Below are 17,976 nucleotides of genomic sequence, written 5' to 3'. Positions count from 1 at the left end.
CCTCCGTCGGGGGTTGTCCGCTGTCCGGTTGCTCGCCGGGCTCAGGAAGCCAGAAAGCACCGGGCGATGAGCGCCGAGCGGCTCTCCACCTGGGCCTTGGCGAGGATGCGGGTGACGTGGACCTCCACGGTGCGCTCCGCGCATCCCAGGTGCAGGGCGATGGCCTTGTTGGACTCACCGCGCACCAGCCGTCCGAGCACCTCCGTCTCGCGTGCCGTGAGCCCCCAGTGCGCGCTCACCGAGTGCATGCGGGCGAAGGAGTTCGCGGGCTCGCCCTGAACGACGGCCAGGTAGTGCGGGGGGACGCCCGCGAGGCGCAACGGCGTGAAGGACAGCTGCTCTCCGGGCTCGCCGCGCAGGTACCTTTTCAGGGCCTCGGCTACGAGCTCCGCGTTCTGCCCGAGCCACGCCCGTCCCGCGTGGTTGGCATGCGCCACGCGACCGGTGGACGACACCACGAACGCGGGCTGGCCGATGGCCTCCAGCGCTCCCTCGAGCGCCGCGCTGAGCATTCCCGCCTCACGCAGGCGCGACTCCACCTTCATCCTGCGTTGGAGCGACGGGATGAGCTCCCGCATCAGGCTCACCTCCCGCGCCTCGAAGGGCTCCGAGCGCATCGCCCCCACCCACCCCAGCAGGGCCGGGCCATCGCAGACGAGCACGCGCAGGAAGACCATCTGGTCCAGCCCGACCGCTCGGAGGAAGTCGCCCATGGCGGTGCGGACCTGGGTGTGCATCCGCGCCTGCTCCTCCGTGGCAATGCCGAGCTTCTTCCAAGGCGCGAGCCGCTCATCTTGCGAGAGGGGCTCGACGTGGGTCTCCGTCACGGGGACCTGGAATTGAAGCACCCGGTTGCGTTGAGAGGGCTGGGGGCAGGCGGGATTGAAATACCCCCACGGGTCACGCCGTGTGCCGACGAGTCCTTCCAGACACGCGTGGCCTTCCTCCAGCGTCATGGGGAAGCCAGACATATGAAGGAAGCTCACTTGATAGCGCTCGGGACCGATGTCCACGCCATAGGCGAGTCCTCGCTCCGCACGCAGCACATCCCGGAGCGAGTCCACCAGTGCGGGCAGGACGTCCACTCCAGGTTCCACCGTGTCGATCAGGGCGCGCAGGTCCCCCAGAAGCCGTTGATCCTGCGAATTCAATGGTTCCACGCTGTTCTGAATATAGGCGTTGGTTCCAAAGGAATGCCAAGGATCGATGCGTGAGGCAAAACATCAGTGCGTGAGAAGAGGGGTGCTATGTGTTTCCCCTCATCTCCGTATGGCTTGGACGACGACGAGTCGTCCAGTCACGCATAACAGTGAAGCATTAGCGGACGGGGAGCTCGCGTCGGAGGCGACGCCGCTCCGCCAGGGGGCACGAGTACACGCCCGCCGCCGCGCCGATGAACATGCCGACGGCGTTGAGCACGCTCCAACCCCAGAAGCCGAGGCCGTAGAAGAGGTAGAGCATGTCTGGCGTATCCCAGCCGTAGAGGAAGGCGAAGAGCGCGGGCACCGCCACCGAGGAGATGGCCGCCGCCGCGAACGCGCGGCCCCAGCGCTTGGCGAAGAAGCCGCCGAAGAGTCCACCCAGCAGGGCGTTGAAGCCCGGGATGAAGAAGGTGATGGCGCTGATCAACACCATGGTGAAGGCCCCGATGACGACACCGCGGTGCCTGATCTCCAGACCATTGGTGGGCACATCGCGCACGAGCACCTCGCGGTAGCTGGTCTCCTCGATGTCGGGCAGGGGCTCGGTGGCGGTGGTGAGGATTTCGGGTCGTCCCATGAGGTCACGGTCGCACTGGCCGCTCTCGAGGATTTCCCGGCGGGTCCTCGGCCTGGGGTTCTTGGGGTCGAAGGTCTCGGACATGCGTGCTCTCCCGATGGGTGGAGGCGGAAGGCTCCGCCGTGGGTCTGATGCTGTTGAAGATGTGACATCCCGTGACGGGAGACAGGTGGGGGGGCCTCATTGGAGGCCGGGCATCCGAGCTGGCGTGGCGGTGCTTGGCGGCTGGGGGATGGCCGGTATGCTGCGCCTGCCTCGAGCCCCTGCCTGCCTGGAAGGAGTGAGCCATGCGTCCTTTGCGTCCTCTTCTGTGTGTTGCCGTGCTCTCCCTGGGCCTGTCGGCCTGCACGTTGCGTCCGTACTACCGGCAGGTGCTGCCGCCGGAGGCGTCCCGGCTCAAGCCCCAGGAGGCGCGGGGAATGGAGGACGTGCTGGTGCGCGTGATGGAGCCGGGGCTGAATCGACCCATCTCAGGGGCGCGGGTGCTCGTCGGGACGGGCCGGGAGCGCGTCAACGTGACGAGCGACGTGAACGGCTTCGTCCGGTTGCCGGTGACGCCGGAGCTGCTCGCGGAGAACCCCCTCGTGGAGGTGATTCTGCCTCCTGGGGTGCGTGGTTACGCTCTCGAACTGGTGAGGCTGGAGCCCCAGCCCCAGCCGTCGAGGGAGCCCGAGCCCCAGCCGTCGAGTGAGCCCGAGCCCCAGCCGCCCCAAGGGTGAGGAGAAGGGGGGCATGAAGGCGACGCACGCACGGGGCTGAGGTATCCTCTCCGGCCATGTTTCGTGCGTGGATCGTCGGGTGTGTTCTGCTCCTCTCCGCCTGTTCGAACAAGGCGACGGACAGAGCGGTGGCTCTCACCATTACGTATCAGGGCTATACACCGGCCTGCCTCCGGGTGACCGCCGAGGACGCGGCGGCCCCAGATCGCAGGAGTGACAACCTCATCGAGCAGTCCAAGCTGGCCTCGGACGAGGATCGGAAGCTGATCATCGCCGTGTACCGCCAGAAGAACTGGAGCGAGCAGCTCCAGGTGGAGGTGGCCTCCTACGCCACGCCGGACTGCACTGGCTCCGCCATCGAGAAGCGCCGCCTGCCCTCAGCGGTGACACTGTCCGCCAAGGGGAGTGAGCCGGCGGCGATCGCGCTGCTGGCCAAGGATGACGATGGTGATGGCCATCCCGCCGACACCCAGAGCGACAGCGCCATTCAGGGCACGGACTGCGACGACGGCAATCCCAAAATATACCGCGGCGCCGAGGCCGTGTGCGACGGAAAGGACAGCCTCGGTATCGACTTCAACTGCGATAGGAAGTGGGATTGCAATGGCTCGAACTGCTCGGGCTTTGGCGATGAGAAGTGCGGCTCGGGCCACTGCGTGGAGGGCATCTGCTGCAACACGGCCTGCAACCCGCAGGGGCAGTGCTACTCGGCCACCTGTGCCACTGGTACGTGTCGGGAAGAGGCCCTACCCAACACCGCGTCTTGTGATGACGGACTCTCCTGCACCTCGCCGGACAAATGCGATGGCGCGGGAGCTTGCATCAGCACGGAGTACTGCCCGCCGCCGAACGAGTGCAAAAAGAACGGTTCTTGTGCCAACGATGGCTCGTGCCGATTCGAGGTGGACGCCTCGATGCTGGGCAAGGTCTGTCATGAGAATGGAAACACGGGGACGTGCCTGCAGGACGGGACGTGCCGGTGGTTCAAGTACGCTGTCACGGGCAACTTCACCCCGGCTGACATCGCGACGAACAACACCATCGAGGACCTGGAGATCGCGTGCGCTACCACCTTCGATTCCACGGCGCTGACGTGGACTTCATCCCAATGCAGCTTCGCTACACCTACGCCCGTGACGACCTCCGCCGATGTCGTGGTGATTCCGGTCCGCAACCTGACCGTGAATGCGCCTCTGCGGATGGTGGGGTCGCGCCCGGTCGTCTTCGCGGTGTATGGCGACGCCACGTTGAACAGTGAGATTCGCGCCAACTCGGTCTTCGCGGAGACGCAGGTGGGAGCAGGGAGCGAGGTGCGGTGCAGTGGACGGACGGGAGGGGAGGGCCTCGTTGCCGATGATGCGAGCGGTGGTGGGGGTGGCGGCCTTGCGACGATGGGAGGCAACGGTGGCACCACTGACGGAGGCCTCGCTGGGGGCTTGGGAGGAGCCGCCGCGGGAAGCGGATTCTCCCCGTTGATGGGGGGCTGCCGGGGTGGCAATGGCCTCGGTGCCAACCCAACGAAACCTGGCGCGGGAGGCGCGGGCGGTGGGGCGCTGCAGATTTCGGTGGCGGGCAGGCTCACCCTGAAGAGCGTGGTGACCGTCAGTGGCGCGGGAGGAAAGGGTGGCAACTCTGCCAACAACAAGACGGCGAGTGGTGGAGGTGGCGGTAGCGGGGGAATGTTGGTGCTGGAAGCCGACCAACTCGTTGCTGATGTCGCCGCCAGGCTCACCGCGAACGGGGGTGGGGGAGGGGAAGGCGGGAGTATCGCGGGAGTTGTGCATTACAACGGAAATAACGGGGTCGATGGGAGTACGTCCTCCGTTACGCGGGCCAACGGCGGTGCCGGTGGCGGGGATTACGGAGGCGATGGTGGACAGGGCGCGGCGGGGAGCTCCGGTCCTTCCAATGGTGGCAATGGTTCGGGGGAGCATGGCGCTGGAGGCGGTGGCGGTGGTGCTGCTGGCCGCATCCTCCTGCGAGGTGTGACGAGCTGCTCCGTCGACACGGGGAGCATCATCAGCCCAGCACCCATCAAGACGGGCGGCGCCTGCCCGTAACCGGGCACTCCGTGGGCCGGGCGAGGAGCTCCGCCTCTCCGTCCGGCCCCACTGCCCGGCTCAGCCGAGCTTCGTGCGCAGGAACTCCACCGAGCGTTTCCAGGCCAGCTCGGCGTTCGGAGGCGAGTACACCTCGGGCCGGTTCTCGTTGAAGAAGGCATGGCCCGCGTCGTAACGGTGAATCTCCGCCGCTACGTTCGCGCCCTTCAGCTTCTTCTCCAGCGCGTCCACCCGGTCCGGCGAGCACCAGTCATCGATGTTCGCGAAGTGCCCCAGCACCGGGCAGCGGATGTTCGCCACGTCCGCCGCCTCCGGTTGAGGAATCCCATAGAAGGGCACGGCGGCGGCGACGTGTTCGTCCTTCGCCGCAGCGGCCAGGGTGAGGGCCCCGCCCATGCAGAAGCCCAGCACCGCCACCTTCGTGCCCGGAGCTCGCTTTCGCAGCGCCTCCACCGCGCGTGAGATGTCCTCCACGGCCTGCTTGGGGTTCAAGGCGCTCATCAGCTTTTCGGCCTCGGCGGCATCCTTCGCCAGCTTGCCCCGGTAGAGGTCCGGCGCGAACGTGGTGAAGCCCTCGCGAGCCAGCCGGTCCGCCACGCTGCGCATCTGGTTCGTGAGGCCCCACCACTCGTGGATGATGACCACCGCGCCGCGGTGGGTTCCGCCCTCGGCTGCCTTCAGGTAGCCCGGGAGCTCCGCTCCGTTCGCCGTGGTCAGCTTCGCCTGTTCCGCCATGTACACAATCTCCCTGTGTGGATCTGGAAAGCGCGCAGCCTGGAGCCGACCGGGCGCTATGGTGTGTTTCCTCTCCGTTCCGATGGAGTTCTCGACATGAAGAAGCTCTTCCTCTCCGCACTGCTGCTCCTACCCGGCGCGGCGCTCGCGCAGTTCGATCCCGCCTCGCTCGCGAAGGTCCAGGTGAAGTCCAGCGCGGTGGCGGGCAACGTGCACATGCTCGAGGGCGCGGGCGGCAACATCGGCGTGTCCTCGGGCCCGGATGGAATCCTCATCGTGGACGACCAGTTCGAGCCGCTGGTGCCGAAGATTCGCGAGGCGCTCGGCAAGCTGACCAAGGGCAAGAACAAGAAGCCCGAGTACGTGCTGAACACGCACTGGCACTTCGACCACACGGGGAGCAACGCGGTCTTCGGTCGTGAGGGCACCATCGTCGCGCACAAGCACGTGCGCACGCGGTTGCTCAACGGGCTGGAGAGCGCGGCGTTGGGGATGAAGATTCCGCCCGCTCCGAAGGAGGCGCTGCCGGTCATCACCTATGACCAGGGGCTCTCCATCTTCTTCAACGGAGAGGAGATCCAGGTGACGCACCTGCCCGCGGGCCACACGGATGGCGACAGCATCGTGTACTTCACGGGCTCCAACGTGCTGCACATGGGGGACCTGTTCACCGGGGAGAAGTACCCCTTCATCGACCTGGAGAGCGGAGGCTCGCTGGAGGGCTACCTGCGCAACGTGGAGCAGGTGCTGCAGACGCTGCCCGCGGGGGTGAAGATCATCCCGGGCCACGGTGCGATCTCAGGGCGCGAGGGGCTCGAGAACGTCGCGGGGATGCTGCGCGACACGGTGGCGCTGGTGAAGGGGAAGCTCGCCGCGGGCAAGACGCTCGAGCAGGTGAAGGCCGAGGGCATGCCCGAGAAGTACAAGAGCTGGGGCGACGGCTTCATCAAGCCGGACCAGTGGCTGACGATTGCGTACCAGAGCCTGAGCGGGCAGAAGCCGGGCGCGACGAAGAAGTAGGGTGTTCCGCCCCAAGCTCTCGGAGCCGGGGGGCCGTGCGCGTGAGCACGTTCCGCTGCTCGCGGTGGAGCTTCACCCCGGGACGTGCGCGCCGCAGGTGTCGTTCGGCGCCGTGCACGTCCTCGCTGTGGCCCAGGGCGAGCAGGACGGCCGCGGCGATGGTGCTGGACCTCCCATGCCCCTGGGCGCAGTGCACGTACACCGGGCCGGGCTCCGCGAGGACGGCGCGGACGACGGACACGAGCCCGTCCTCATCCGGCGCGCATGTGTCGAGCACGGGGTGGCAGAGATAGCGGACCCGGGTGCGGACCTCGCGGGGCTCGGCGAACTCCGAGGTCAGGTCCACGACCAGGGCCACATCTCGCGGCAGCTCGTGCACGAAGGGCCTGCGTCCCAGGAGGAGTCCGGGGGCGACCTCGTCGAAGCAGTGCTCCCGCGAGAGGGCGCGCCGCGTGTGCCACAGCGTCCAGGTGAGCAAGAAGTAGGGGAGGAGCAGCAGCACCGGGAGCCAGGCTTGCGAGCCATCCGTTCGCTTGCCGAGCAGCCACGTCCCGCGGCCCAGGTACGCCCCGCACACCACGAGCAGGCTGATGCCGAGCCACGCGAGTGCCCAGGCCCCGCTGGAGCCCAGGAGGAACGCCAGCGTCAAGCAGGCGCCGCCGCAGGCCATCAAGAAGAGTCCCATTCCCATCAGACGCAGTGTCGCACGGGCCAGGCCGGTGGGGCGCATGCAGCGCTGGGTGGAGGGCTACTACGAGTCGACGCAGGAGTGGGTTTGGGTCTCTGGCCGCCGTGGCCCCTATGCGCATGGCTGAGCGGTACGCCTACCTCTGAAGCTGTTCTTCCCGGACGCCTCGGCCTGTATGGCCGGGGCGTTCGTCTTGCGGGTTCCCATTTCCCGAGAGCCACCGGCGTTGGGACGCACGCTCGGTGGAAAAGTCTCCCGGGGCGGGCGCCAGCGGTTCTCCACTGGACAGGAGCGCGCGGGTGTTCGACTGCCCCTGGGGCGGAAGCCGGGGTAGAGTCCTGGGCGTGTCTCTCCACGAGTCTCTCCTTGGCGTCCTCCTGGTACCCGCGGCCTCGGCCGCGCGCGAGCCGCTCGCTCGTGCCTCGGCCCAGGCGGGAGTGCGCGTGGTGGAGACGCCGGAGCAGGCCACCATTGGATTGGTGGACCTCACCGCGCCGGAGGGGTCCTCCGCGCTCTCAGCGCTGCTCGCCACGCCCGCGGGAGCCCAGCTCTCCCTGGTGGCGCTGGTGGAGCCGACAGAGGCGGCCTTCGCCGCCCTGGAGTCCTTGAAGCCCGCGGAGGTGATGACCGCGGGGAGCGCGTCTTACGAGCTCGCCTGGAGGCTGCGTCGCGTCGCCGAGCGGCATCGCGAACGTCAGGAGTTGATGAGGCGGCAGCAGGACCTGTCGCTGCTGGTGGAGCTCACCGCGGACTACGCCGAGAGCCTCGACGTGGAGGCGCTCCTGCACGATGTCACCCGCAGGCTCGCCGAGCGGCTTGGCATTGGCCGGGCCGCGCTGGTGATGTTGGACCGCAACGGGGAGGGAGCCCGGGTGGTGGCCGCCAGCGACGCTCCCGGCCTGGAGGACACGCGCATCGACCTGGAGCGCTACCCGGAGGTGCGCGAGGCGGCGCGCACGGGCAGGTCCGTCATCGTGGAGGACGCCTCCAACCATCCGCTGCTGGAGGGCGTGCAGAACGAGGTGGCCGCGCGGGGCATCCACACGCTCGCGGCGTTGCCTCTGCACATCCGAGGCGAGGTGCGCGGGGTGCTTCTGCTGCGCGCCTCGGGAGGGGACCGACGCACCTTCGCCCAGCACGAGCTCGACTTCCTCAACACGGTGGCGCACGCCACGGCGGTAGCGCTGCGCAACGCCTCCTTGCTGCAGTCGGTGCGCGGGCAGACCGAGCGCGAGATGTCGGCGCGCATCGCCGCCGAGGCCAAGGCCGCCTCGCTGGAGACGTACCACCTCTTCTTCGCCAACGTGCGCGAGGGCGTGGCCATCCTCGATGACCGGGCGTGTGTGCTCAGCCTCAACCCCGCGGGCGAGTCCATCCTGGAGACGCCCTCCGAGGCCGCGTATGGCCGCCACCTGGTGGAGGTGACGCACCCGCTGGACGAGACGGTGCTGATGGAGCTGGTGACGGCGGCCCGGCGCGGCGAGTCCCGCTCGGACGTGGACCTGATGGTTCGCGCACCCGGGGGCCGGCGCCTCACGCTGAGCTTTTCCGCGGGCCCGCTGGAGGATGGCCGTCGTGCCATCATCCTCTCCTTCCGGGACGTGACGCAGGCGCGCCAGCTGGCCGACGAGCTGCACCACACCAAGGACTTCCTGGAGCGGCTCATCGATTCATCGGTGGACGCCATCGTCTCCGCGGACATGCGGGGCCACGTCATCCTCTTCAACAAGGGGGCCGAGGCCCTCTTCGGCTACACCGCGCAGCAGGCGCTGGGCGGCATGCACGTGAACCAGCTCTACCCGCCCGGGGTGGCCCGCGGCATCATGCGCCAGCTGCGCAGCCCGGACTTTGGTGGGCGCGGCCGGCTGTCGGTGTGCCGTCAGGACGTCGTCAACCGCCTGGGGCAGCTGGTGCCGGTGAACATGACGGCCTCCATCATCTACGAGGGAGGCCGCGAGGTGGCCAGCGTGGGCATCTTCACGGACTTGCGCGACCGCATGGAGCTGGAGCGCAAGCTGTCGGACGTGGAGAACCGCCTGGAGGAGAGCGAGAAGAACGCCGTCATCGTCGCGCTGGCCGGCACCGCTGCGCACGAGCTCAACCAGCCCCTCACCTCGGTGATGGGCTACGCGGAGCTGCTCAAGCGCAGGCTCAAGGAGGAGGACTCTTCCTACAAACCCGTGGACATCATCTACCGCGAGGCCGAGCGCATGGCGGAGATCGTCCGGAAGATTGGTCGTATCACCCGTTACGAGACGAAAGCCTACATGGGGTCCCAGCAAATCCTGGACCTCGACAAAGCCAGCTCCCATGACGACTGAGTCGCGTCGCGTGCCCTTGCCCGAGGGACCCTCGGCCGAGGACTTCCGAGCCTTCTTCGAAACGGTGGAGCTGCCCTCGGCGCTTTGCGACACGGGGCTGCGGCTGCAGCTGGGCAACACCGCCTTCGCGCGCTTCTGCTTCGACCACGGGCTGACGGTGGAGCAGATGATGGAGTCGCTGTCGGGGGCGCGGGTGCCCGACGATGGGGCCTCGTGTGTGGTGGAGGTGCCGCTGCCGCAGGGGGGCGTGGTGGTGATGGAGCTGGCGCGGCGGGGGGCGTGTGTGTCGGTGGTGGGGCGGCGCGAGTCGGAGCTGATGCGCGGCCAGCTGGTGGTGGTGGAGCAGGCGCTGCTGGAGCAGGCGCGCACCGAGGGCGTGCTGTTGGACCTGGGGCGCAGCGTGGCCGAGGCCGGCAGCGAGGAGGAGCTGGTGGCGGCGGTGGCCCGTGGGGTGAAAGAGCTGTTCCCCGGGCGGAGCTTCTGCATCCGCATCATCGACGCGCGCACCGGCGTCCTGACGAGCCTCTATGCCGAGGGCCGGCTGAAGGAGGGCTCTCGCGAGCCACTGGTGCTCAAGCGCAGTGCGGTGGGCAAGCTGCACCTGTCCACGGACGCCATCCCCGAGGGCAAGGTGGTGGTGGCTGCGCAGGTGCCGCTGCTCTTCGAGAGCAGCACGGGCGGGGTGAGCGCGCCGCTGGTGGCCAGCGGGCAGCTCTACGGCGTCATCAACCTCGAGTACCCCTCCACGCTGCGGGAGGAGGTGGACCTGCAGCAGGACGAGCGGGTGCTGGTGCAGCTGGCCAACCAGGTGGCGGTGGCGGTGAAGAACGCCAAGCTCATCGACGAGCTGACGTTCGTGCGCAAGTACCTGGAGGAGCTGCTGGAGAAGGCCAACGCACTCATCCTGGTGGCCAACCGGGACAAGAAGGTGGTCGTCTTCAACCAGGCCATCAGCCGCCTCACGGGCTTCGCCAAGGAGGAGGTGCTGGGCCAGGACGTCTTCACGCTGGTGCCCGAGGACGAGCACCTGCGGCTGGCCTCAGTGCTGGCGGCGGCCCTCCGGGGCGAGCCGGTGCCCAACTTCGAGCTGCGGCTGCGCACGCGTACGGGCGAGGCGCGCGTCTCGTTCGCCACCTCCTCGGCGCTCACCTCCCAGGGCGAGGTGGAGGGCGTCATGGCCATCGGGCAGGACGTCACGGTGGTGGAGCAGCTGGAGCAGCGGGTCATCCACGCGGAGAAGCTGGCCTCCATGGGGCAGCTCGCGGCGAGCGTGGCGCACGAAATCAACAACCCGATGACGGCCGTGGTGATGAGCGCGGAGTCGCTGCTGCAGCGCGCCATGATGATGGGGAGCGCGGGGGCGGCGGACGCGGAGAAGCTGCGGAAGATACTGGAGAGCGGCCAGCGGATCCTCCGCTTCACGAGGGATTTGACGTCGTACGCGCGGCCGGCGAAGGACAAGCCGGAGCGGGTGCTGCTCAACGCGCTACTGGACAGGGCGCTGGGCTACTGCGAGCACGTGGTGACGCAGGCCAAGGTGAAGGTGGAGCGCGACTACGGAGAGCTACCGCCGCTGTCCGCGGTGCCGGCCAACCTGGAGCAGGTGTTCGTCAACCTCATCACCAACGCGTGCCATGCGATGCAGCCGGGTGGGCAGGTGTTTCTGCGGACGCGGCGGGAGGGGCGCGAGGCGGTGGTGTGGGTCAAGGACACGGGAAGCGGCATCGACCCGGCGAACCTCTCACGCATCTTCGAGCCCTTCTTCACGACGAAGACGGAGGGCCGAGGAACGGGGCTGGGACTCTCCATCGTGCAGCGCATCGTGGAGAAGCACGGGGGCCAGCTGAGCGTGGAGAGCGCGCTAGGCCAGGGCACGACCTTCACCGTGCGTCTGCCGCTCGCAGACTAAGCCCAACAACCCCTCTCCCCCTGGGAGAGGGACGGGGTGAGGGTATACCGCCCTTGGGCCCACACCCGTGGGTCAGCCCTCGGACTCGTCGTCCAGCTCGCGGGTGAACTCTTCCTTCGTGAGGAGCCCCTTGCGCGCCATGATGCGCATGAGGGCCCAGAACTTGCGTTCCAGCTCCTCCACGGGGTCCTCCGCCACGGGGGCGTCGGGCAGGACCTCGCCGAACAGCGAGTCCAACTCGGCGCTGATGTCACCGGCGCGCTTGGCGGCGGAGGGCTTGGCCTGATCCCTCTTGCGCCGCCGCTGCTGCTCGCGCTGCTGGATGAGCTCCTCGAGCGAGACGCGGCGGGTGTGCTCACCCGGGGGGAGCTCCTCGCCGACGATGATTTCCTCGACGTCGTCCTCACTCACCTCGGGGACGGGCTCCGGAGCCGGGGACGGGGTGGCCGCGGCGGCCCGGTGGTAGTAGCGCTGGATGGCGGCGCGCACGATGGACAGGGGCGCCACGCGGGGGCTCACCTTCAAGCCGGTGGTGAACTCCATCTCCTGGATGGCGGTGGAGTCGAGCGGGTCGGCCATGGCCACCACCAGCAGCCGGCGCCCGCCCACGGTCTCCAGGGCCACGGGGAACAGCTCGTGCTGCTCGCAGAAGCGCGGGCGCAGCAGGTGGATGGCGCTCCAATCCGGGGTTCGGGCCGCCAGGTCCATCACCGGCACCCCCAGGGCCTCACTCAGCGCATGGGACAGGGTTTTCTCGGTGATCGCACCCAGCGACACCAACGCGGCGCCCAGCCGCTGATGGGTCCTCTGTTGCGCGTGGAGCGCCGCTTCCAACTGGGCCGCGGTGATCGCCCCCCTCTCCAGGAGCAGCTCGCCGATCCGCTTTCGCGCCATGATCCGGCGGCCCTTAGCCCCACCCCCGCGAGTCGTCAAGCAGGCGACCTGTTACGGTAGGTGCTGTCCGTCCGCCATCACACCTGCCAGCCTGTCGGTGTCTGATCGCAAAATTCTCATGGGATTTCAGCAACTAAGAGCACTGGCCGTGCCTTGACACCCATGAGATGCCGTTCCTAAAGTCCGGCGTCCATTCATGCCAATCCCGGGCGGCAAGCCATGTGGGAGTCCGCATGGGGAACTACCTGGAAGGCAAGGCCCGCCACGTCGGGCACGCCCCTCTCTGGAGGCCATAAGCAATGTACACGGGGTTTTTGACGAATCTGACCATCCTCGCCAACGCCGGAGGCCCCTCGCGGGGCTTCTTCGAGGAAGTCGCCAAGCGCTGGGAGGCGGGTCAGTGGGGTATGTACCCTATCGCCGTCTGCCTGGTGTTTGCGCTGGCCATCATGATCGAGCGCGGTATCGTTCTGTTCGGCAAGGCGGCCATCAACAAGGACGCGTTCCTGCGCGGCCTGAAGAAGCACATCTACGCCGGTGATCTGGACAAGGCCATCAACTACGTGGCCGGCCAGAAGCAGACGCCGCTGACTCAGGTCATCAAGGCCGGCCTGATGAACGTTCCGAAGGGTGAGGAGGAGGTCCAGGCCGCGCTCGACGAGGCCAGCCTCCGCGAGACCCCGAAGATCGAGGCCCGCACCGGTTACCTCGCCATGCTCGGCAACGCGGCGATGCTCGCCGGTCTGCTCGGTACGGTGTCCGGTCTGATCGCCTGCTTCGAGGCCGTGGCCAACGTGAACCCGGCCGACAAGGCGACCATTCTCGCCAACGGTATTTCCGAAGCCATGAACTGCACCGGCTTCGGTCTGCTCACGGCCATTCCCGCCGTCGTGGCCTTCTCCATCCTCTCGGGCCGCGCCACCTCCATCGTCAACGACATCAACGAGACGAGCGTTGCCGTCCTCAACCTGATCGTCAACAACCGCGACAAGTTCAAGAACGCCACGGTCTCCGCGGCGGCCGGCCGTCACGACGAGGAGTAGTTCGTCCTTTTCGGAACCCGGAATCCGGGCGCGTTGTCGGTGGGTGTGACGCGCGCCCTTCTTCATTGAACGTCGTACTCAGCGCGGTCGGAAGGAGAGCTCCATGGCCGGCGGAATGGATCTGGGGGGAGGTAAAGGCAAAAAGTCGCTCGACGTTGCCATCAACCTCACCCCCTTCATCGATCTGATGGCAGTGACCATCAGCTTCCTCATCATGACGGCGGTCTGGACTCAGATTGGCCGACTCCAGGTGGCGCAGGCCGGAGGCCCGGCCACCGAGGAAGAGCAGAAGCAAGAGGAGCAGACCAAGACGGTCCAGCTCACGCTGTTTGTCACGCCCACGGAGCTGCGCCTGGTCGCTGACCAGAGCGAGTTCCCGGCCATCGAGGCCAAGCGCGGCACCAATGGCAAGCTCGACCTGGCGCCGCTGCTGGCCCGGTTCAAGGAGCTCAAGGCCCAGTTCCCGGACCAGTCGGCCATCACGCTGCAGACCGAGGACAAGGTCAAGTACGACGACCTGGTGCGCATCATCGACCAGTGCATCGGCGCCGGCCTGCCTCAGGTCTCGGTGTCCGCCATCATGGGTTAGGAAAGAGACGCGACCATGCCCATCAAGGCTCCCGGTAAGCGGTACGGCAAGCGCCTGCAGCACTCGAAGGTGTTCGGCCACGGCGCGCACCACGGCAAGCACGGCGGCAATGCCGACGTGCTCATCACGCCGCTGGTCGACATGTTCGTGATCATCGTGCTCTTCCTCATCGCCAACTTCTCGGCGACGGGCGAGGTGCTGATGATGACCAAGGACATCCAGCTCCCCGAGGCGAGCAACGTCAAGGAGGTGGAGATGCACCCCGTGGTGATGGTGTCGGGAGAGGAAGTCTCCATCTCCGGCACCGTCGTCGGTCGGGTGCAGGACCTGGTGAAGGAGGAGTACCTCAACATCCCCGCGCTGGAGGAGAAGCTGCGGGACATGAAGAAGCAGTTCGAGGACCTCCACGCCATGGCCCAGGACACCACCAACACCTTCAAGGGTGACGTGAACATCCAGGCCCACAAGGACGTGGAGTTCTCCATCATCAAGCGGGTGATGTTCAGCTGCGCCAGCGCCGGCTACAACAACATCAACTTCGCCACCCTGCAGAAGGGCGAGGCGGGCGCCGGTGGCGAGTCCACGGCTGCCGCCACCCCGTAACAAGCTTCGCTCCGGGCACTCTGCCCGAAAAGCCCGCGCCCCGCGCCTCGGACTTGTCCGGGCCGGGGCGTTGGTGTTTCCAGGGGACATGCACATGCACCTGCGCGCCGCGCTCTTCGACCTGGATGGGACACTGTTGGACTCGCTGCACGACATTGGCGCGGCGATGAACCACGCGCTCGCCAGCCAGGGCCTGCCCGTCCACCCGCTGGCCGCCTACCGCCACTTCGTGGGTGAGGGCGTCCAGGTGCTGGTGTCCCGCGCTGTGCCTGTGGACCGGGCGGAGCTGCATGCGCCGGTGCTCGCCGCCTACCGGGCCTTCTACGCCGAGCACATGCAGGACCACACCCGACCCTTTCCCGGTATCCCCGCGCTACTTGCCCGGTTGGCGGACGAGGGAGTGAAGCTGGCGGTGTTGAGCAACAAGCCCGACGCGTCCACCCGACGTCTGGTGGCGGACCTGCTGCCGGACGTGCGCTTCGGCGCCGTCTACGGCGAGCGTTCGGGGGTGCCTCGCAAGCCAGACCCCACAGCCGCGCTCAGCATCGCGGCCGAGCTGGGTGTGGGGCCTGGGGACTGTGCCTTCATCGGAGATACAGGGGTGGACATGGAGACCGCACGCGCTGCCGGCATGTACGGCGTGGGCGTCACCTGGGGTTTTCGCGGCGAGGAGGAGCTTCAGACGCATGGGGCTCGGGTGCTCGCCCGGACGTCGGACGAGCTGCTCCAGGCCCTCGTGGGCGCTCCCCGCGCCGTTACGCGACCCTGACGGGGAAGCTCCTCGTCTTCTCCTTGTCCTCGGCGCGGCTGTGCGCGGTGGCCGCGGCGATGAAGTGGCACACCCAGCCGAGCAGGCCGCCGGTACCCAGCCAGAAGCCCGGCGTGATGATGAGCCAGAAGAGACCCCGGAGGATGTCTCCATTGTAGAGCTGACCCAATCCGGGGATGAAGAACGACAGCACGGCGGCAATTCCAGGGCGGGACATGTGTTCGACCTCCTTGCTCCTCCCTACGAGGCTGGCGCCAGGCCATTGCATCCTTGGAACAAGGGTGAAATGGGCGACGTCCATCTGTCGGGTGGGCGGACAGGCGAGCAGAGAGGGCGTTTTCCAGGCGGGCCGGGCGGGATAGCATGCTGCCTCCGTGACGCTGGTTGGTCAGTGAGTACTTGGGGGGAACCACCATTCAGTCGCATCCACAGCGCCTCGACCGTTCTTCCGGGTACGGCCCTAGAGGTTTCGCCGAGATGCTCGGGCTGGCGGTCGTGTATTTCGTCACGGCCTGGTTCGGGCTGACGCAGGCGACCATCAGCGTGGCGAGCCCGGTCTGGCCCGCTACAGGGGTAGCGCTGGCGGGTCTCTATCTCCTCGGGATATCGCGATGGCCGGCCCTCCTGGTGGTGGCGGTTGCCACCTACATGGGGTTCGGAGACCTACCGTTGTCGGCCGCGCTGATCATTGGTGTGGGTGACACGCTGGAGGCAGTGCTGGGGGTGCTGCTGCTGAGGCGCCTCGGTTTCTCTCCCCTGTTCGCACGCACCCACGACGTACTGGCGTTCACCACCGTGGCTGTCACGTGCACACTGGCCAGCATCCTCCTGGGGACGTTGGGCCTCATGGTGGCCGGCCGGCCCCCCGCGAGTGGATTCGCCCTCACGGCCTGGGTGTGGTGGCTGGGCGACGCCATGGGGGCGCTGGTGGTGGGCTCGGCGGTGCTGCTGCTGTCCCGGCGGCACCCGGAGCCGCGCTGGCGTGAGGCGCTGGTGCTGGCGGGGTTCACCCTCGCGGTGGGCCTGTGGTCGTTCAGTGGATGCCGCCAGGGGCCTCCGGTGTCCTACGCGCAGGTGTTCCTCCTCTTTCCCCTGGTCGTCTGGGCGGCGCTGCGCTTCGGGTCTCATGGGGCGGCGCTCTCCACCCTCCTCATCGCGGCGGTGTCCATCTGGGGGACCCTCGCGGGCCATGGCCCGTTCAGCTCGACGACCCACGGGCCAACGGTGGACCTGCTGGAGCTGCAGCTCTTCATGGCCGTCGTCGCCTTCACCGGCCTGCTGCTGGCGGCGGCGCGCACCGAGCGGGGCCATGCCAACGCACAGCTGGAGCTGCTGGCTACCGCCGTGCGCGGCGTGCGCGAGGGCGTGCTCATCTGCGAGGTGCGCCCGGGCGAGGAGGCTCGCTTGGTGTTCGCCAACGAGTCCTTCCAGGAGATGGTGGGCTGGAGGCACGAGGCGCTGGTGGGTCGCACGCCCTGGCAGCTGTGTGGGACCGGGATGGAGCCGGAGGTCGTGCAGGGAATGGAGAAGGCGCTGCGCGAGGGAGGCTTCTTCCGGGGCGAGGTGGTGCTGGCGCACAAGGACGGCTCGCGGGTGTACAGCGAGATGCAGCTGTCGCCGGTACGCGACGCAACGGGCCGGGTCGCGCACTTCGTGGCCACCCACCGGGACGTCACCACGCAGAAGCTGCTCCAGGCGAAGCTGGTGTCCGCCGAGCGCATCGCCGCGGTGGGCACGTTGGCCGCGGGCGTGGGGCATGAAATCAACAACCCGCTCGCCTACCTGGTGCTGAACCTCGAGGGCGCGGAGCAAGGCCTGAAGAGGGGGCCGGAGGGGCTCGCCGAGGCCCGAGCCCGGTTGGAGTGTGCCCGCGAGGGCGCTGAGCGCATCCGCGTCATCGTGCGCGATTTGAAGGTGTTCAGCCGACAAGCAGGGGAGGAGCGCGCCATGCTAGATGTCAACGAGGTGGTGGTCCCCGCGTTGCGAATGGCGGCCCACGCGGTGCGACCGCGTGCCCGTCTGGTGGAGGAGTTTGGCCAGCCGCCTCGGGTGATGGGCAGCGAGGCGCGGCTCGGGCAGGTGATGCTCAACCTGCTCGTCAACGCGCTGCAGGCCATCCCCGAGGGCAATCCGGAGAAACACGAGGTGCGCGTGCGCACTGGCAGCGACGCCGCGGGCCGCGCCCTGGTGGAGGTGTCGGACACGGGCTGTGGCATGTCCCCCACCGTGCAGGCGCAGATCTTCGACCCCTTCTTCACCACCAAGTCGCCCGGAGAGGGCACCGGGTTGGGGCTCGCCATCTGTCAGCAGATTGTCCAGGCCCACGGTGGCGAGCTTCAGGTGCGCAGTGAGGAGGGCAAGGGCTCCGTCTTCACCGTGCTCTTGCCCGCCGCCGAGGCAGCGTCCGTTCCTGCTCCCGTGCCCGTGGCGCCCGCCCCCGAGCCCACGCACCCTCCCCGTCGGCGCATCCTCATCATCGACGACGAGCCTCGCCTGGCGCAGTCCATGCGCATGCTTATCGAGCCGTCGCACGACGTGTTCGTCACCACGCGCGGCGCCGAGGCCCTGGCGTGGGTGGGCGAGGGCCAGCGCTTCGACCTGGTGCTGTGTGATTTGCAGATGCCAGGGACGACGGGGATGGACGTCTACTCGCACCTGCGCGCGCATGCGCCGGAGATGGCCGAGCGGCTCGTCTTCATCTCCGGAGGAGCCTACACCCAGGCCACGCGCGACTTCGTCCGCTCGGTGCGCAACCGGATATTGGAGAAGCCGGTGCGGCCCGACGAGCTGCTGGCCACCATCGACGAGGCGCTGGCCGAGAACGCGGCCTGAGGCGCCCCGGAGGTC

16 protein-coding genes are annotated in these 17,976 nt (G+C 67.9%); 10 read left to right on the top strand and 6 right to left on the bottom strand.

Annotation, left to right across the window (positions count from 1 at the left end):
• Positions 1-41: 41 nt before the first annotated feature.
• The gene (locus tag F0U60_RS48890) at positions 42-1,160 is read right to left on the bottom strand and encodes a LuxR C-terminal-related transcriptional regulator (RefSeq protein WP_395811116.1); all 1,119 of its coding nucleotides are present in this window, start codon (positions 1,158-1,160) and stop codon (positions 42-44) included.
• A 157-nt stretch (positions 1,161-1,317) separates the two neighbouring features.
• Positions 1,318-1,863, bottom strand: a complete 546-nt coding sequence (locus F0U60_RS48885; protein WP_395811114.1) for a hypothetical protein — start codon at positions 1,861-1,863, stop codon at positions 1,318-1,320.
• Positions 1,864-2,066: 203 nt separating this feature from the next.
• Between F0U60_RS48885 and F0U60_RS48880 the strand changes: the two genes are divergently transcribed.
• Both F0U60_RS48880 and F0U60_RS48875 read left to right on the top strand, forming a co-directional pair.
• Entirely contained in the window at positions 2,067-2,498 is a 432-nt protein-coding gene (locus F0U60_RS48880) for a hypothetical protein (protein ID WP_395811112.1), read from the top strand.
• Positions 2,499-3,040: 542 nt separating this feature from the next.
• The gene (locus tag F0U60_RS48875) at positions 3,041-4,558 is read left to right on the top strand and encodes a hypothetical protein (protein WP_395811110.1); all 1,518 of its coding nucleotides are present in this window, start codon (positions 3,041-3,043) and stop codon (positions 4,556-4,558) included.
• A 60-nt stretch (positions 4,559-4,618) separates the two neighbouring features.
• Here F0U60_RS48875 and F0U60_RS48870 read toward each other — a convergent pair whose 3' ends face one another.
• Positions 4,619-5,293, bottom strand: a complete 675-nt coding sequence (locus F0U60_RS48870) for a dienelactone hydrolase family protein (protein ID WP_395811108.1) — start codon at positions 5,291-5,293, stop codon at positions 4,619-4,621.
• A gap of 96 nt (positions 5,294-5,389) precedes the next feature.
• Between F0U60_RS48870 and F0U60_RS48865 the strand changes: the two genes are divergently transcribed.
• Positions 5,390-6,313, top strand: coding sequence for an MBL fold metallo-hydrolase (locus F0U60_RS48865; RefSeq protein WP_395811106.1), 924 nt, complete (start codon positions 5,390-5,392; stop codon positions 6,311-6,313).
• Here the strand turns inward: F0U60_RS48865 and F0U60_RS48860 are convergent.
• Positions 6,240-7,043 carry a protein-tyrosine phosphatase family protein gene (locus F0U60_RS48860; protein ID WP_395811104.1) on the bottom strand — a complete coding sequence of 268 codons (804 nt, stop codon included), beginning with the start codon at positions 7,041-7,043 and terminating at the stop codon, positions 6,240-6,242. The two genes, F0U60_RS48865 and F0U60_RS48860, sit on opposite strands and share 74 nt — an antisense overlap.
• Before the next feature lie 302 nt (positions 7,044-7,345).
• Between F0U60_RS48860 and F0U60_RS48855 the strand changes: the two genes are divergently transcribed.
• Positions 7,346-9,322: a PAS domain S-box protein gene (locus F0U60_RS48855; protein ID WP_395811102.1), complete on the top strand. Its 1,977-nt coding sequence runs from the start codon at positions 7,346-7,348 to the stop codon at positions 9,320-9,322.
• Positions 9,312-11,231 (top strand): ATP-binding protein, encoded by a 1,920-nt coding sequence (locus F0U60_RS48850; RefSeq protein ID WP_395811101.1) that lies wholly within the window; start codon positions 9,312-9,314, stop codon positions 11,229-11,231. The genes F0U60_RS48855 and F0U60_RS48850 overlap by 11 nt, the downstream gene beginning before the upstream one ends.
• A 72-nt stretch (positions 11,232-11,303) precedes the next feature.
• Here the strand turns inward: F0U60_RS48850 and F0U60_RS48845 are convergent, their stop codons facing one another.
• Positions 11,304-12,125 carry a hypothetical protein gene (locus tag F0U60_RS48845; RefSeq protein ID WP_395811099.1) on the bottom strand — a complete coding sequence of 274 codons (822 nt, stop codon included), beginning with the start codon at positions 12,123-12,125 and terminating at the stop codon, positions 11,304-11,306.
• 299 nt (positions 12,126-12,424) lie between these two features.
• Here F0U60_RS48845 and F0U60_RS48840 point away from each other — a divergent pair, with 299 nt between their 5' ends.
• From F0U60_RS48840 to F0U60_RS48825, 4 genes are all read left to right on the top strand, one after another.
• Positions 12,425-13,168, top strand: a complete 744-nt coding sequence (locus F0U60_RS48840; RefSeq protein WP_395811097.1) for a MotA/TolQ/ExbB proton channel family protein — start codon at positions 12,425-12,427, stop codon at positions 13,166-13,168.
• Positions 13,169-13,271: 103 nt separating this feature from the next.
• Positions 13,272-13,757, top strand: coding sequence for a biopolymer transporter ExbD (locus F0U60_RS48835; RefSeq protein ID WP_395811095.1), 486 nt, complete (start codon positions 13,272-13,274; stop codon positions 13,755-13,757).
• A gap of 15 nt (positions 13,758-13,772) precedes the next feature.
• Positions 13,773-14,360 (top strand): ExbD/TolR family protein, encoded by a 588-nt coding sequence (locus tag F0U60_RS48830; RefSeq protein WP_395811093.1) that lies wholly within the window; start codon positions 13,773-13,775, stop codon positions 14,358-14,360.
• Positions 14,361-14,454: 94 nt separating this feature from the next.
• Positions 14,455-15,129 (top strand): HAD family hydrolase, encoded by a 675-nt coding sequence (locus F0U60_RS48825; protein ID WP_395811091.1) that lies wholly within the window; start codon positions 14,455-14,457, stop codon positions 15,127-15,129.
• On the opposite strand, the gene F0U60_RS48820 is transcribed toward F0U60_RS48825, so the two are convergent.
• Positions 15,116-15,346: a hypothetical protein gene (locus tag F0U60_RS48820; RefSeq protein ID WP_395811089.1), complete on the bottom strand. Its 231-nt coding sequence runs from the start codon at positions 15,344-15,346 to the stop codon at positions 15,116-15,118. The two genes, F0U60_RS48825 and F0U60_RS48820, sit on opposite strands and share 14 nt — an antisense overlap.
• Before the next feature lie 260 nt (positions 15,347-15,606).
• Between F0U60_RS48820 and F0U60_RS48815 the strand changes: the two genes are divergently transcribed.
• Positions 15,607-17,961 carry an MASE1 domain-containing protein gene (locus F0U60_RS48815; protein ID WP_395811087.1) on the top strand — a complete coding sequence of 785 codons (2,355 nt, stop codon included), beginning with the start codon at positions 15,607-15,609 and terminating at the stop codon, positions 17,959-17,961.
• The last annotated feature ends 15 nt before the right edge of the window (positions 17,962-17,976 follow it).

This window comes from Archangium minus (assembly GCF_044360475.1).
Lineage (GTDB): Bacteria > Myxococcota > Myxococcia > Myxococcales > Myxococcaceae > Archangium > Archangium minus.
This window is presented reverse-complemented; position numbering and strand designations above follow the sequence as displayed.

Bases quoted from the DNA above. Each gene is read 5' to 3' on its own strand.
- F0U60_RS48850 (WP_395811101.1), top strand. From the start codon at position 9,312: ATGACGACTGAGTCGCGTCGCGTGCCCTTGCCCGAGGGACCCTCGGCC.
- F0U60_RS48865 (WP_395811106.1), top strand. From the start codon at position 5,390: ATGAAGAAGCTCTTCCTCTCCGCACTGCTGCTCCTACCCGGCGCGGCG.
- F0U60_RS48815 (WP_395811087.1), top strand. From the start codon at position 15,607: ATGCTCGGGCTGGCGGTCGTGTATTTCGTCACGGCCTGGTTCGGGCTG.
- F0U60_RS48845 (WP_395811099.1), bottom strand. From the start codon at position 12,125: ATGGCGCGAAAGCGGATCGGCGAGCTGCTCCTGGAGAGGGGGGCGATC.
- F0U60_RS48885 (WP_395811114.1), bottom strand. From the start codon at position 1,863: ATGTCCGAGACCTTCGACCCCAAGAACCCCAGGCCGAGGACCCGCCGG.
- F0U60_RS48870 (WP_395811108.1), bottom strand. From the start codon at position 5,293: ATGGCGGAACAGGCGAAGCTGACCACGGCGAACGGAGCGGAGCTCCCG.
- F0U60_RS48860 (WP_395811104.1), bottom strand. From the start codon at position 7,043: ATGCGCCCCACCGGCCTGGCCCGTGCGACACTGCGTCTGATGGGAATG.
- F0U60_RS48835 (WP_395811095.1), top strand. From the start codon at position 13,272: ATGGCCGGCGGAATGGATCTGGGGGGAGGTAAAGGCAAAAAGTCGCTC.
- F0U60_RS48830 (WP_395811093.1), top strand. From the start codon at position 13,773: ATGCCCATCAAGGCTCCCGGTAAGCGGTACGGCAAGCGCCTGCAGCAC.
- F0U60_RS48825 (WP_395811091.1), top strand. From the start codon at position 14,455: ATGCACCTGCGCGCCGCGCTCTTCGACCTGGATGGGACACTGTTGGAC.
- F0U60_RS48840 (WP_395811097.1), top strand. From the start codon at position 12,425: ATGTACACGGGGTTTTTGACGAATCTGACCATCCTCGCCAACGCCGGA.
- F0U60_RS48880 (WP_395811112.1), top strand. From the start codon at position 2,067: ATGCGTCCTTTGCGTCCTCTTCTGTGTGTTGCCGTGCTCTCCCTGGGC.
- F0U60_RS48820 (WP_395811089.1), bottom strand. From the start codon at position 15,346: ATGTCCCGCCCTGGAATTGCCGCCGTGCTGTCGTTCTTCATCCCCGGA.